10 protein-coding genes and 1 pseudogene are annotated in these 13,085 nt (G+C 67.0%); 4 read left to right on the top strand and 7 right to left on the bottom strand.

The features are described from left to right. Nucleotides 1–23 precede the first annotated feature (23 nt). Nucleotides 24–1,106 carry a TRAP transporter substrate-binding protein gene (locus tag D3H34_RS19615; RefSeq protein WP_119555921.1) on the top strand — a complete coding sequence of 361 codons (1,083 nt, stop codon included), beginning with the start codon at nt 24–26 and terminating at the stop codon, nt 1,104–1,106. Nucleotides 1,107–1,245: 139 nt separating this feature from the next. Here D3H34_RS19615 and D3H34_RS19610 read toward each other — a convergent pair whose 3' ends face one another. Further along, nucleotides 1,246–3,087, bottom strand: a complete 1,842-nt coding sequence (locus D3H34_RS19610; RefSeq protein WP_119555920.1) for a TRAP transporter large permease — start codon at nt 3,085–3,087, stop codon at nt 1,246–1,248. Between the two features lie 23 nt (nt 3,088–3,110). Next, entirely contained in the window at nt 3,111–3,722 is a 612-nt protein-coding gene (locus tag D3H34_RS19605; protein ID WP_119555919.1) for a TRAP transporter small permease subunit, read from the bottom strand. Between the two features lie 163 nt (nt 3,723–3,885). On the opposite strand from D3H34_RS19605, the gene D3H34_RS19600 reads away from it, so the two are divergent. Continuing rightward, the gene (locus D3H34_RS19600) at nt 3,886–5,175 is read left to right on the top strand and encodes an SUMF1/EgtB/PvdO family nonheme iron enzyme (protein ID WP_119555918.1); all 1,290 of its coding nucleotides are present in this window, start codon (nt 3,886–3,888) and stop codon (nt 5,173–5,175) included. Between the two features lie 7 nt (nt 5,176–5,182). Here the strand turns inward: D3H34_RS19600 and D3H34_RS19595 are convergent, their stop codons facing one another. The 5 genes from D3H34_RS19595 to D3H34_RS19575 form a co-directional block, all read right to left on the bottom strand. Then, nucleotides 5,183–6,625, bottom strand: coding sequence for an MFS transporter (locus D3H34_RS19595; protein ID WP_119555917.1), 1,443 nt, complete (start codon nt 6,623–6,625; stop codon nt 5,183–5,185). A gap of 79 nt (nt 6,626–6,704) precedes the next feature. After that, complete coding sequence (locus D3H34_RS19590; RefSeq protein ID WP_119555916.1) at nt 6,705–7,832, bottom strand: 2-aminoethylphosphonate--pyruvate transaminase; 1,128 nt, start codon at nt 7,830–7,832, stop codon at nt 6,705–6,707. A 63-nt stretch (nt 7,833–7,895) separates the two neighbouring features. Then, nucleotides 7,896–9,632: a putative 2-aminoethylphosphonate ABC transporter permease subunit gene (locus D3H34_RS19585; RefSeq protein ID WP_286185952.1), complete on the bottom strand. Its 1,737-nt coding sequence runs from the start codon at nt 9,630–9,632 to the stop codon at nt 7,896–7,898. Then, entirely contained in the window at nt 9,629–10,771 is a 1,143-nt protein-coding gene (locus D3H34_RS19580) for a putative 2-aminoethylphosphonate ABC transporter ATP-binding protein (RefSeq protein WP_119555915.1), read from the bottom strand. Before D3H34_RS19580 ends, D3H34_RS19585 begins: the two co-directional genes overlap by 4 nt. Before the next feature lie 193 nt (nt 10,772–10,964). Next, nucleotides 10,965–12,002, bottom strand: a complete 1,038-nt coding sequence (locus D3H34_RS19575; RefSeq protein WP_119555914.1) for a putative 2-aminoethylphosphonate ABC transporter substrate-binding protein — start codon at nt 12,000–12,002, stop codon at nt 10,965–10,967. Between the two features lie 163 nt (nt 12,003–12,165). On the opposite strand from D3H34_RS19575, the gene D3H34_RS19570 reads away from it, so the two are divergent. Next, on the top strand, nt 12,166–12,894 hold the full coding sequence (locus tag D3H34_RS19570) for a phosphonate utilization associated transcriptional regulator (RefSeq protein WP_119555913.1): 729 nt from the start codon (nt 12,166–12,168) through the stop codon (nt 12,892–12,894). A gap of 1 nt (nt 12,895) precedes the next feature. Beyond that, nucleotides 12,896–13,085, top strand: a pseudogene (locus D3H34_RS19565) (phosphonoacetate hydrolase); the annotation flags it as partial.

Raw genomic sequence — 13,085 nt, 5'->3', positions numbered from 1 at the left:
CCAAAGCACTCGGAGTGAATTCAATGGATCGTCGTTCCCTCATCAAAAACGCCGGCATTGCCGGCGTTCTGGCTGCCGGTATCGCGCCTGCCGTCCATGCGCAGACTGCCGTTCGCTGGCGCCTGGCCTCGAGCTTCCCCCGTTCGCTGGACACCATCTTCGGCAGCGCGGAAATGCTCTCGAAGACGGTGAAGGCCTTGTCGGGCGGCAAGTTCGAAATCTCGGTCCACCCCGCCGGCGAACTGATGCCCGCGTTCGGCGTGGTCGACGCCCTGCAGGCCGACACGCTGGAAATGGCGCAATCCGCCGCCTACTACTTCACCGGCAAGGACCCGATCTTCGCGTTCAGCTGCGCCGTGCCCTTCGGCCTGACGGCCCGCCAGAACGACTCGTGGAAAGAGTACGGCAACGGCCGCAAGCTGCTCGATGCCTTCTTTGCGCAATACAACTTCCGCACCGTCAGCGCCGGCAACACCGGCACGCAGATGGGCGGCTGGTACCGCAAGGAAATCAAGACCGTCGAAGACCTCAAGGGCCTGAAGATGCGCATGGGCGGTGGCGTGTTCGGCGAGGCGATGGCCAAGCTGGGCGTGGTGTCGCAGAACATGCCTGCCGGCGACGTGTACCAGTCGCTCGAAAAGGGCACGCTGGACGCCGCCGAGTTCGTCGGCCCGTACGACGACGAGAAGCTGGGCTTCAACAAGGTGGCTCCGTTCTACTACTACCCCGGCTGGTGGGAAGGCGGCGCCGACCTCGAGTTCTTCATCAACAACAAGGCCTTCGCCAAGCTGTCTGACGAGAACAAGGCCATCCTCGAAGCCGCGACCAAGGTCGCCGCACGCGACATGACCGCCAAGTACGACGCCTACAACCCCGTGGCCCTGAAGCGCCTCGTGGCTGCCAAGACGCAGCTCAAGGCCTTCCCGAAGGCCGTGATGGACGCCGGCTTCAAGGCCTGCATGGAAGTGTTCGCGCTGCACGAAGGCAAGTCGCCCGAGTTCAAGAAGATCCACCAGGACATGCGCGCCTTCCAGCGCGACCAGATCCTGTGGAACCGCTTCTCGGAGTACCCGTTCAACCAGTACATGAACTCGGTCAAGATCTGACGATCTGCTGAGGCTTCATTGAAAGGCCGGCCTGCGAAAGCAGGTCGGCCTTTTTCATTGGTGTGTCCTGACCGGGTTCGCGCGGGCATGAAAAAAGCCCCCGGAATCGGGGGCTTGGTGGCGGAGAGGGAGGAACCGCTCAGGGCTTCTGCGGTGGCGTCTTCAACGCATCCTGCATGGCCTTCATCGGATCGCTCTCGCCGGTCTCGGCCGAGGGTTCCGGCGTCGAGGCGGGGGCGGCAGGCGCCGCGCCTTCCGCGCCCGGCACCTCGACCTTCGGCTCCGATTCTTCGGCGCCGCCGTATGGGTCGGCCGGCGGTTCGTTTTCCTCGGGCTTCAGACTGTCGCGCATCTGCGCGCCGATGTCGTCGAGGTTGACCTTCACTTCCTTGTCGAGGCTGCCCGTGACGATCTGCGGGAACGCGATCAGCACGCCGACCATCGTGAGCTGGATCAGCACGAAGGGCACCGCGCCCTTGTAGATCTGCATCGTGGTCACGGGCTCCATGACCTTCTGCGTGACGCGGTCCACGTACTGCTTCTCGGGGGCGACCGAGCGCAGGAAGAACAGCGCGAAGCCGAAGGGCGGGTGCATGAACGAGGTCTGCATGTTCACCGCCAGCAGCACGCCGAACCAGATCAGGTCGATGCCCATCTTGTGCGCCACCGGAGCCAGCAGCGGCACCACGATGAACGACAGCTCGAAGTAGTCGAGGAAGAACGCCAGGAAGAAGATCAGCACGTTCACCGCGATCAGGAAGCCCACCGGGCCGCCGGGCAGCGAGGTCAGCAGGTGCTCGACCCAGATCGGACCGTCGGCGGCCTGGAACACCAGGCTGAACACCGTCGCGCCGATCAGGATGAACATCACGAAGCTCGACAGCCGCGTGGTCGAGCCCAGCGCCTGCTTGAGCAGCGTGAAGCTCATGCGACGGCGGACCCAGGCCATGAGCAGTGCGCCCATGGCACCCATGGCGCCGCCTTCGGTGGGCGTGGCCACGCCCAGGAAGATGGTGCCCAGCACCAGGAAGATCAGCAGCAGCGGCGGGATCAGCACGAAGGTGACCCGTTCGGCCAGGCGCGACAGCAGGTTGAGCTTGAGGCCCTTGTTGATCAGCGCGATGACCAGTGCGACGAACACGCCGCCGCACATGGCGACCACGACCTTCTCGTCGGTGGCCACGAAGGTCACTTCCTCGCCCTGGAACCAGGTGTGCACGGCCTCCATGTGGCGCGCCAGGAACACGGCCACGACGGCCGACAGCGCGGTGATCGCCACCAGCGAGGTGTAGCCGCCACTGCCGTTCGGCTCGCGGAAGGTGCGTGCCTCGGGCGGCAGCGCCGGCACCTGGGTGGGCTTGAAGATCGCGAGGAACACGACGTACAGCACGTACAGGCCCATCAGCATGAAGCCGGGCAGGAAGGCACCCTTGTACATGTCGCCGACGCTCTTGCCGAGCTGGTCGGCCATGATGATCAGCACCAGCGAGGGCGGAATGATCTGCGCCAGCGTGCCCGAGGCGGCGATCACGCCGCTGGTCAGGCGCCGGTCGTAGCCGTAGCGCAGCATGATGGGCAGCGAGATCAGGCCCATCGAGATCACCGAGGCCGCCACCACGCCGGTGGTGGCTGCCAGCAGGGCGCCCACGAAGATCACCGCGAGGGCCAGGCCGCCGCGCATCGGACCGAAGACCTGGCCGACCGTGTCGAGCAGGTCTTCGGCCATGCCGCTGCGCTCCAATATGAGCCCCATCAGCGTGAAGAAGGGCACCGCGAGCAAGGTGTCGTTGGCCATGATGCCGATCAGCCGCTGCGGCAGCCAGGCCATGACGGACGACTGGAACACGCCCAGCTCGATGCCGACGAGTCCGAAGAACAGGCCGCAGGCACCGAGGCTGAACGCGACGGGAAAGCCCAGCAGCAGGAAACAGATCAGCCCCGCGAACATGATCGGGGCGAAGTTGGCAACAATGAATTCCATGGTGTCTTTTCTGCCTTGGCCGTTCAGTGCTGGGGCTTGGCCGCGGCGGCGTCGAGCTCGGCCTGGCGGCGCAGCGCCTCGATGAGTTCGTCTTCGGCGGTCTTGTCGGTCAGGCGGCCCATCGGATCAGGGCCCTGGCCGCGCAGGAAGGCGATGCGCTTGATGAGTTCCGACCAGCCCTGCAGCATCAGCAGCAGGAAGCCGACCGGCAGCGCGACCCAGACGGGCCAGCGGATCAGGCCGCCGGAATTGCCGGACATCTCGCCCGACTGGTACATCTGGACCACGACCGGGATCGACAGCCACAGCACCGTGAGGCACAGCGGTGTCAGGAAGAGGGCGAAGCCGATGATGTCGATCCAGACCTGCTTGCCCTTGGACAGGCGGCTGTTGATCACGTCGATGCGCACATGTTCCCGATGCAGCAGCGTGAAGCCCGCCGCGACCAGAAACGACCAGGCAAAGAGGTACCACTGCACTTCGAGGAAGGCGTTGGAACTCGTGTTGAAGACCTTGCGGACGATCGCGTTCAATGCGCTGATCACCGTGGCGGCCAGGATGAGCCAGATGGCGTATTTGCCGACCTGGGCATTGAGCCAGTCAATGGCCCGGGACAGCTTGAGCAAGCCTTGCATTACATCTCCATTTTTGTATTGGATGCCCCGATACGACGGCACCCGACGCACCGGCTTTGTGTGCCAGCGGGTCGGGTGCATGAGGCGGCACGGATTCTATCGGTGTACGGGGAAAGTTCTTTTCGGGTCCTACCCAGGGTGCCGACGGTGGCCATAATGCGGCATGGCCCAGACTCCGCGCCCCCCTCCGGCCCCGGCGGCAGCGGGCCCGCTGTCGATCGATTCGCCCGACATGCGCCGCGCCGGCCGCGACCTGCTCTCGCTGGCCCTCATCGACGCCCGCAACCACACGCTGCACCTGCTGTCCCTGTTCGAACAGGCGCTGGGCGAAAGCATGCGGGTGCCACAGCAGCCGTCGGTGCTGCCGCCGGTCTGGCTGGCGGGCCACATCGGGTGGTTCGCCGAATGGTGGATCGGGCGCAACACCCAGCGCGCCTTCGGCATCGACTGCCCCGTGCGCCCCACGCGGCTGGCCGCCATCGATCCCGATGCCGACGACTGGTGGAACCCCGCCCAGGGCGCGGCCGAGCGCTGCTGGTCGCCCGACCTGCCGGGCCTGGGCCAGACCAAGGCCTACCTGCTCGAAACGCTGGAAAGCACGCTCGAACTGTTGGAGAACGCCGCTGAGACCGACGCCGGCCTGTACTTCTACCGCCTCGCGCTGTTCCATGAAGACCTGCGCGGCGAGCAGCTCGTGGTGCTGGCGCAGACGCTGGGGCTGCCGCTGAGCATCGAACAGGCGCCCGTCGCCGTCACGCGCGAGCCGCTGTTGCTGCCGGCCACGCGCTGGGAGCTTGGCCTGCCCGAGCACAGTGGCTTCATGTTCGCGCAGGAGGGCGCCGCGCACCGGGTCGATGTGCCCGAGTTCGAGATCGACGCCCAGCCCGTCACCTGGGACCAGTACATCGAGTTCGTCGACGACGGCGGCTACGACCGCGAGGAGCTGTGGCACGGCGAAGGCTGGCGCTGGCTCTGCGCACAGACCGAAGGCCGGCGCGGGCCGCGTCATGTGGAGCAGATCGGCGTGTCGCGCAACGGCACGGGCGGCTCCGTGCTGCAGCAGCGCTTCGGCGTCACCGTGCGCGCGGCGGGGCACCACAGCGCCGTGCACCTGAGCTGGTGGGAGGCCGACGCCTGGGCCCGCTGGGCCGGTCGGCGCATCGCGACCGAGGTCGAATGGGAGATCGCGGCCCACACGGCCGCGCGGCGGGGCTTTCGTTGGGCCGACGTGCACGAGTGGACCGCGGGCACGCTGCAGCCCTGGCCGGGCTTCCGGGCCGACCCGTGGAGTGCCGGCGGCGAGTTCGATCCGGTGGCCGCGTTCGGCCGTGCGCGCGTGCTGCGCGGCGCTTCGTTCGCGACCCGTGCGCGCCTGCGCTCGCCGCGCCGCCGTGGGTTTGCGCTTCCCGGCAGCGACGACGGCTTCTTCGGCTTCCGCACTTGCGCGCTCTAGCGCGTCTTCAGGGCCGTTCGCCGCCGGCTTCCGATGACAGCGGCGGCGCCACTTCCTCCAGCGGCTTGCGCTCCGCATCGGCCGCGTAACGCAGCGCCAGCAGCCCCGCGACGATGACCAGCGCGGCGCCGATCAGGTAGCCCACCATCACCGCGCCGCGGCTGCCGGTTTCGATCAGCAGGCCGAACAGCACCGGTGCCATGAAGCCGCCCGCGCCCATGCCGATGGCATAGAAGATGGCGATGGCCATGGCGCGCATTTCGAGGGGGAACACCTCGCTCACCGTGAGGTAGGCCGAACTCGCCGCTGCCGATGCCAGGAAGAACACCGCCGACCAGCACAGCGCCTGGCTGCGCGCGTCGAGCCAGCCCTGCATGAAGGCCCAGCCCGTGAGCGCCAGGCCCACGCCCGCCAGCACATAGGTCAGCGCGATCATCTTGCGCCGGCCCACGCTGTCGAACAGCGGGCCCAGCAGCAGCGGCCCGAGCACGTTGCCCAGCGCGAACGGAAAGATGTACAGCGCCACGCTGCCTTCGGCCACGCCATAGAAGCGCGTCAGCACCAGCGCGTAGGTGAAGAAGATGGCGTTGTAGAAAAAAGCCTGCGACACCATGAGCGCCGCCGCGACCACGCTGCGTGCGCGGTAGTGCCGCAGCAGCACGCGCGCCACCTCGCGCATCGGCGGGCTGTTCTCGCGTGCGGCGGTGTACACGACGTGGCCTTGCGCGGCAGGCAGCGGGCCGTGCTGCGCCCGGACTTCGCGCTCGATGCCCGCGACGATGCGCTCGGCTTCGTCCGCGCGTCCGTGTGCGATGAGCCAGCGCGGACTCTCGGGCACGTGGCGTCGCACCAGCAGGATCGCCACCGCCAGCACCGCGCCCAGCGCGAAGCCCGCGCGCCAGCCCCACACCGGGCCGATCACGCGCGCGTCGAGCAGCACCAGGCTCAGCGCCGCACCGAGCGCCGCACCGATCCAGAAGCTGCCGTTGATCGCGAGGTTGACGCGCCCGCGCACGCGCGCCGGAATGAGCTCGTCGATGGCCGAGTTGATCGCCGCGTACTCGCCGCCGATGCCCAGCCCCGTGACGAAGCGGCACAGCGCGAAGAAGGCGAAGTTGGGCGAGAAGGCCGTGGCCAGTGTGCCGAGCGTGTAGACCACCAGCGTGATCAGGAACAGCTTCTTGCGCCCCAGCCGGTCGGTGAGCCGGCCGAAGACCAGCGCGCCGAGCACCGCGCCCGCGATGTAGATCGAGCCCGACCAGCCGATCTCTCCCGCCGTGAGCCCCAGCGTGTCGGGCCGCTCCAGCACCGCGCCGATGGAGCCCACCAGCGTGACCTCGAGCCCGTCGAGGATCCAGGCCACGCCCAGCGCGATCACCACGCGCCAATGCCAGCGCGACCACGGCAGGCGGTCCAGGCGGGCAGGGATGTCGCTGCTCAGAACCGTCATGCGGGGCATTATGCGAAGCGCATCGTCCCCTTCGGTGTAGGACCGGCGCTGCAATGCGCCGGTCGACCGGGCGTGCGGCTCAGGCCGGCTCGGCCGCCGTCACCTGCCGGATGCCCATGGCCTTGAGCGTGTCGGCAATGGCTGCCACCGCGCCCGGAATGCCCGCGTCGCCGAAGTGCCCCATGCAGCCCACGCGGAAGGTCTCGACCTGCGTGAGCTTGCCGGGGTAGAGGATGTAGCCGCGCTTCTTCACCTCCTGGTAGAAGGTCTTGAAGTCGTAGTTGGCGTCGTCGGGCGCGTGGAAGGTGACGATGATCGGTGCCTGGATGGCCGGGTCGAGGAAGCTGCGAAAGCCCAGCGTGGCCAGGCCGTCGATGAGCGCCTTGCAGTTGCGCGCATAGCGCCCGCCGCGTGCAGGCAGGCCGCCTTCCTCCACGTACTGCGCGATGGCCGTGTCGAGCGCGGCGACCACGTGCGTGGGCGGCGTGAAGCGCCACTGCGTGGTCTTCTCCATGTAGACCCATTGGTCGTACAGGTCCATGCTCAGCGAGTGGCAGTTGCCCTCGCACTTTTCGAGCGTGCTGCGCTTGATGACCACGAAGCCCATGCCCGGCACGCCTTCGAGGCATTTGCCCGAGGCGGCGACGACGGCATCGAACGGCGTCCTCCGCGCGTCGATCTCCAGCGCGCCGAAGGAACTCATGGCGTCGATGATCAGGCCGCGCCCATGCTTGGCGACGACCAGCGCGATCTCGTGCAGCGGGTTGAGCACGCCGGCGCCGGTTTCGCAGTGCACCACCGCGACGTGGGTGATGGTCGGGTCGGCCGCGAGCGCACGGTCGACGTCGGCGGGCGAGACCTGCTTCTCCTCGGTGTAGTCGATGGTGGTGAGCCTGCGGCCCAGCACCTTGCAGATCTTGGCGAGGCGCTGGCAGTAGGCGCCGTTGCTCGGCACCAGCACATGGCCGTTGCGCGGCACGAGCGTGCCGATGGCCGCTTCGACCGAGAAGGTGCCGCTGCCCTGCAGGGGCACGCACTCGTGGGTGCCCGTGCCGTGCACGATGTTCAGCACTTCCTTGCGGATGCGCGCGGTGATCTGGTTGAAGTCGGCGTCCCACGATCCCCAGTCGCGCAGCATCGCTTGGCGGGTGCGGTCCGAGGTGGTCAGAGGGCCGGGCGTGAGCAGGATGGGGGCGGCTTGACTCATGATGTCTCCAGGCAGGGAAAGGAAATGAGGGGCAGAAAAAGGAGCGAAGGGTGAGGCGTTCGTTCAGCCGCGGCCGAGGTTGCGCCAGGCCTGCGTGCGTGCGAGCAGCACGCGCGTGAGCAGGGCGTAGGCGATGCACACCAGCGTCGAGGTGACGACGATCAGGCTGGCCAGCGCGGCGGCCGGGCCGATGTCGCCGGCGTCGTCCAGGTGCATGATCGCGACCGACGCGAGGATGGTCTCCGGCGTGTACAGGAAGATCGCACACGACAGGCTGGCCATCGACACCACGAAGAAGTAGCGTCCGATGTCCAGGATGGCCGGCAGGCACACCGGCACCGTCACGCGCAGGAAGGTCTTGAAGAACGGCACCTTGAGCGAGGCCGACACGGCCTCGAACTCGTTGTCGATCTGCTTGAGCGCCGTCACCGCCGTGAGGTGGCTCGAGGTGTAGTAGTGCACCACCATCGAGATGACCAGGATCGCCATCGTCTGATACAAAAAGTTCAGCGGGTTGGCCGGATGGTTGAAGAACATCACGTAGCCCAGGCCGAGCACCAGGCCCGGCACCGCCATCGACAGCACCGCCATCAGGTGCATGCCCTTGCGCATGAGGCCCAGGTTGCGCGTCTTCTCGATCAGGTAGGCGCCCACGAACACGATGAGCGAGCCGGCCACCGCGGTGACCATCGCCACCAGCAGGCTGTTGCCGTAGGCGGCTGCCATGTCGCTCTCGAGGAGCACGAAGTGGTAGTGCTTGAGCGTGAACGACAGGTCGTACGGCCACAGCGAGATCGCCGAGGTGTAGATTGCCATGCCGATGGTGGCCAGCAGCAGGCCGCACACCACGGTGCAGAACAGCGTGAGCAGCGCATCGGCCAGCTTGCGCGGCTTGGGTGTGTAGGGCACCGAGCGCGCCGTGAGCTGCGCCTTCAGCTTGCGCCGCACCACGTAGTCGATCACGAAGGAAATGATCGACGGAATGAGCAGCAGCATGCCCACCACCGCGCCGATCGAGAAGTTGTGCTGGCCGACCACCTGCTTGAACACGTCGACCGACAGCACGTTGAAGTTGCCGCCGATGACCTTGGGCGCGCCGAAGTCGCTCACCACGTAGGTGAACACCACGGTGGCCGCACTGATCAGGCCGTACTTGCACGAGGGCAGGGTGATCGTCATGAACTGGCGCAGCGGCCGTGTGCGCAGCGCGGTGGCCGCTTCGTACAGCCGGCCGTCGGCCAGCGACAGCGCGGTGACCAGGATCATCAGCGCGTGCGGAAAGGTGTTGTAGACCTCGGCCAGGATGATCCCCGGCGCGCCGTAGATCGAGGCGCCACCCAGCAGGAACTTGAGCGCGCCCTGGTTGCCGAACCACTGCACGAACGAAATGGCCGACAGCAGCGAGGGCGCGAGCAGCGGAATGAGCGCGATGAGCCGGAACACCGCCTTCAGCGGCGCCGGCATGCGGCTGCGCGTGAGTGCATAGGCGAACACGAAGGCCGTGGGCACCGAGATCGAGACCACCGCGGCCGACACCCACACCGAGTTCCAGGCCGCGCGCAGCAGGCTCGGTGTCTGGAAGTAGGTGATGAAGTGCGCGAGGCCGACGAAGCGGCCGTTCTTGTCCTGCACCGCGTGGGCCAGGATGGTGAGCAGCGGCGCGATGAGGAACACGAACAGCATCGCCATCACCACGAAGAGGATGGCGCGCGCGATGGTCTCGTCGCGGCTCCAGCGCAGAGCGGGGCGTGCGGCGAGAGCAGGCCGTGGTGCGGGCCCGGGGTGTGCCAGCGTGTTCATGACTGGGTCATGCGCACGGGGAACGCGCGGATGCGGTTGGCGCGCAGCGCGATGTCGATCGTGTGGCCTTCGCGGATGTCCAGGTCGTGCAGCTGGTTCAGCGAGAAGTGCAGGCCCAGCGTCTGGCCGTGCAGCGCGTCGGCCGTTACCTCGGCAATGCACAGGCCGCCAAGGAATTCGACCTTCGTGACTTTGGCCTGCAGGCGGTTGGGCGTGTCGTCGTTCAGGTGCTCGACGGCGCGGTCTTCGGGCCGCAGGTACAGGTTGACGTCGTCACCGGGGGCGAAGGCGCCGTCGCAGGCGTCGCACTGCAGTTCCATGTCGCCGACCTGGAAGCGGTGGTTGCCCAGCGCCACCGCGCGCAGCACGTTGACTTTGCCCACGAAGTCGGCCACGAAGGGCGTGGCCGGTTGCTCGTAGATGTCCATCGGCGTGCCGACCTGCTCGATCACGCCGTGGTTCATCACCACGATGCGGTCGGCCATCGACAGCGCTTCTTCCTGGTCGTGCGTGACCATGATGGTCGTGATGCCGACCTGCTTCTGCAGCCGCCGGATCTCGCCGCGCAGGCGGATGCGTTCCAGCGCATCGAGCGCCGAGAGCGGCTCGTCCAGCAGCAGCAGGCCGGGCCGCGTGGCCAGCGCGCGAGCCAGTGCCACGCGCTGTTGCTGGCCGCCCGAGAGCTGGCTCGGGTACTTGCCACCCGAGGTCGGCAGGCCGACCAGCTTCAGCAGCTCTTCGACGCGCGCCTTGATCTCGGCCCGCTTCGCGCGGCTGTTGACGAGGCCGTAGCCCACGTTCTCCGCGATCGACAGGTTGGGAAAGAGCGCGTACGACTGGAACACGATGCCGTAGTCGCGCTTGTCTGGCGACAGCCACGAGACGTCCTTGCCGTTTTGCAGGATCTGTCCGGCGGTCTGGGTCTCCAGGCCCGCGATGATGCGCAGCAGCGTGGTCTTGCCGCAGCCCGAGGGGCCGAGAAAGCACAGCATCTCGCCCGGGTTCACGCGCAGGTGCACGTCGCGCAGCGCGCTGAAGGCTTCGAAGTCCTTGCGAACGCCGATGATCTCGAGCGCCGCGGGCGGCGCGGCGGCGGCGGGCAACTGGCTGGCGATGAAGCGGGTGTCGGTCATGTCCATTTTTCGCACTCGTTGGAAGCAGGCGCCGCTGCACTCGGCGTCGCGGGTGGGAGAAAGGCCGGCGCGGCGATCAATTCACAAGGTGTCTGCTTCGCGGGACGCCGCGGAACCGGCTTTGCCGGGCCGCCGGTGTCGCCCCCGGTAGGGGGTTGGCGAAGCGACACGAAGTGCGCGCAGCCTGGGGGCGAGCCTTTTATTTGGGTTCAGCCTTGCCTTCGTAGCGCTTGCTCCACTCGGCCAGGATGCGCTCGCGGTTCTTCGCCGCCCAGTTCAGGTCGTTCTTGGCCAGCAGCTTCTCGTAGTTGTCGGGAATGCCTTCGAGCTTCGAGACCACGCCCGGGTAGGCGACCACGGCCCACCAGCGCGCGCTGATCTGGTTGGCTTCCTTGCTCGCCATCCAGTCGGCGAAGCGCTTGCCTTGTTCCAGCTTGGTGCTGGTCTTCATGAGGCTGGTGGCCTCGATGTCCCAGCCCAGGCCTTCCTTCGGAAAGATCAGGTCGACCGGTGCGCCCGATTTCTTCACCTGGTGCGCGCGGAACTCGAACGAGATGCCGATGGGGAATTCGCCCGCGCCCGCCTGCTTGCAGGGCTTGGAGCCCGAGTGCACGTACTGCGCGATGTTCTGGTGCAGCGCGTCCATGTACTTCCAGCCTTCGGCGTCGCCCATGTTCTGCAGCCAGGACGACACATCGAGGTAGCCCGTGCCGCTGGAGGCGGGGTGCGGCATCGAGATCGTGCCCTTGTAGACGGGCTTGGTCAGGTCCTTCCAGCTCTCGGGCTTGGGCAGGCCGAGCTTCTTCGCCTCGACGTGGTTGAAGCAGATGGTGGCGGCCCACACGTCCATGCCGACCCAGGCGGGTGGGCGGGCGGCGTCGGAGTACGCGGGGTTCAGGTCCTTGAAGCCCTTGGGCTCATAGGCGAGCAACATGCCTTCCTGCTGCAGCAGTGCCAGGCTGCTGGCGGCCAGGCCGGCCACCACGTCGGCCTGCGGGTTGGCCTTTTCGGCCAGCAGCTTGGCGGTGACGATGCCGGTGGAGTCGCGCACCCACTTCACCTCGATGTCGGGGTTGGCCTTCTCGAACGCGTCCTTGTAGAGCTTCATGGCGTCGGTTTCGAGCGCCGTGTAGACCAGGAGCGGCGTCTTCTGCGCCCACGCACCACCCGACATGAGACCGAGGGCTGCAACACACAGGGCGGCCGTGAGACGGCGCGTGCTTTGTTTCATCGTCATCTGTTGTTTCTCCTGAAAGGCTGGCTGTCACTTGAAGAAGGTGAGGGCTGGCGCCGGCGCGAGGGTGTCCAACGCCGTCCGGTGTTTGCAATGTAGGTTGCTGATTGGCGACTGTCAATAAAAGATTGTTGACAGTTTTCAATCCTTCGGGAAAATACGCCCCATGGTCACCAGCAATCACTCCGCCGCCCTCGCGTTCCTCCAGTCCAGCTCGCTGCCGATGCTGATGCAGGAAGAAATCGAGCGTTTGATCATGACGGGCGAGCTCCCCGTGGGCAGCCGCATCAACGAGAGCGAGCTCTCGCAGCGCTTCAACACCAGCCGCGGACCCATCCGCGAAGCCTTGCGCGCGCTGGAAGAAGCCGGCCTCGTGCGCAACGAGAAAAACCGCGGCGTCTTCGTGCGCGAGATCGCGTTCGAAGAGGCCGACGAGATCTACGAGCTGCGCGAGGCGCTGGAAGAAATCATCGGCCGTCGCGTGGCGCTGGCCATCCAGCCCGACGCGGTGGAGCGGCTGCGCGCCATGGTCGACGCCATGCGCTCGGCGGCTCAGGCGCAGGACGTGGAGCAGTACGCACAGCTCAACCTGCAGTTCCACGAGGTCCTGCTCGACACCGCGGGCAGCAGGAAGCTCACCGAAACCTACAAGCGGCTCGTCAAGGAGCTGCACCTTTTCAGAATGCGCGCGCTCGACAGCGGCGGCGGCCTGCGGGTCTCGGCCGACGAGCACAGCCACATCGTCGAAGCCATCGCCAGCGGCGACCCCGACCGGGCCGGCCGTGCGCTGCGCGAGCACGTGGCCGGCAGCCGCGCGCGCATGCACAAGGCTTTCGGCCGCGCCGATGCCGCCACCTCCATCGCCCCCCACAACCCACCCCAAAAGGAAGTCTGAAATGACACCGGAGACACTCGAAGTCAATGCCAGGAGCTATCGCTGGATGGCGCGTCCGATCGTGGTCGTGTGCGTGGACGGCTGCGAGCCCGCCTACCTGGACGCCGCCATTGCCGCCGGCGTGGCGCCGTACATCGCCCGCATGCGCAAGGACGGCGCCGACCTGCTGGCCGATTGCGTCGTGCCCTCGT

It is taken from the genome of Acidovorax cavernicola (assembly GCF_003581445.1).
Note: the sequence above shows the minus strand (reverse complement) of the source record. Positions and strands in the feature narration are given on the sequence as shown.

Bases quoted from the DNA above. Each gene is read 5' to 3' on its own strand.
- D3H34_RS19600 (WP_119555918.1), top strand. From the start codon at position 3,886: ATGGCCCAGACTCCGCGCCCCCCTCCGGCCCCGGCGGCAGCGGGCCCG.
- D3H34_RS19575 (WP_119555914.1), bottom strand. From the start codon at position 12,002: ATGACGATGAAACAAAGCACGCGCCGTCTCACGGCCGCCCTGTGTGTT.
- D3H34_RS19610 (WP_119555920.1), bottom strand. From the start codon at position 3,087: ATGGAATTCATTGTTGCCAACTTCGCCCCGATCATGTTCGCGGGGCTG.
- D3H34_RS19595 (WP_119555917.1), bottom strand. From the start codon at position 6,625: ATGACGGTTCTGAGCAGCGACATCCCTGCCCGCCTGGACCGCCTGCCG.
- D3H34_RS19585 (WP_286185952.1), bottom strand. From the start codon at position 9,632: ATGAACACGCTGGCACACCCCGGGCCCGCACCACGGCCTGCTCTCGCC.
- D3H34_RS19570 (WP_119555913.1), top strand. From the start codon at position 12,166: ATGGTCACCAGCAATCACTCCGCCGCCCTCGCGTTCCTCCAGTCCAGC.
- D3H34_RS19615 (WP_119555921.1), top strand. From the start codon at position 24: ATGGATCGTCGTTCCCTCATCAAAAACGCCGGCATTGCCGGCGTTCTG.
- D3H34_RS19605 (WP_119555919.1), bottom strand. From the start codon at position 3,722: ATGCAAGGCTTGCTCAAGCTGTCCCGGGCCATTGACTGGCTCAATGCC.
- D3H34_RS19580 (WP_119555915.1), bottom strand. From the start codon at position 10,771: ATGGACATGACCGACACCCGCTTCATCGCCAGCCAGTTGCCCGCCGCC.
- D3H34_RS19590 (WP_119555916.1), bottom strand. From the start codon at position 7,832: ATGAGTCAAGCCGCCCCCATCCTGCTCACGCCCGGCCCTCTGACCACC.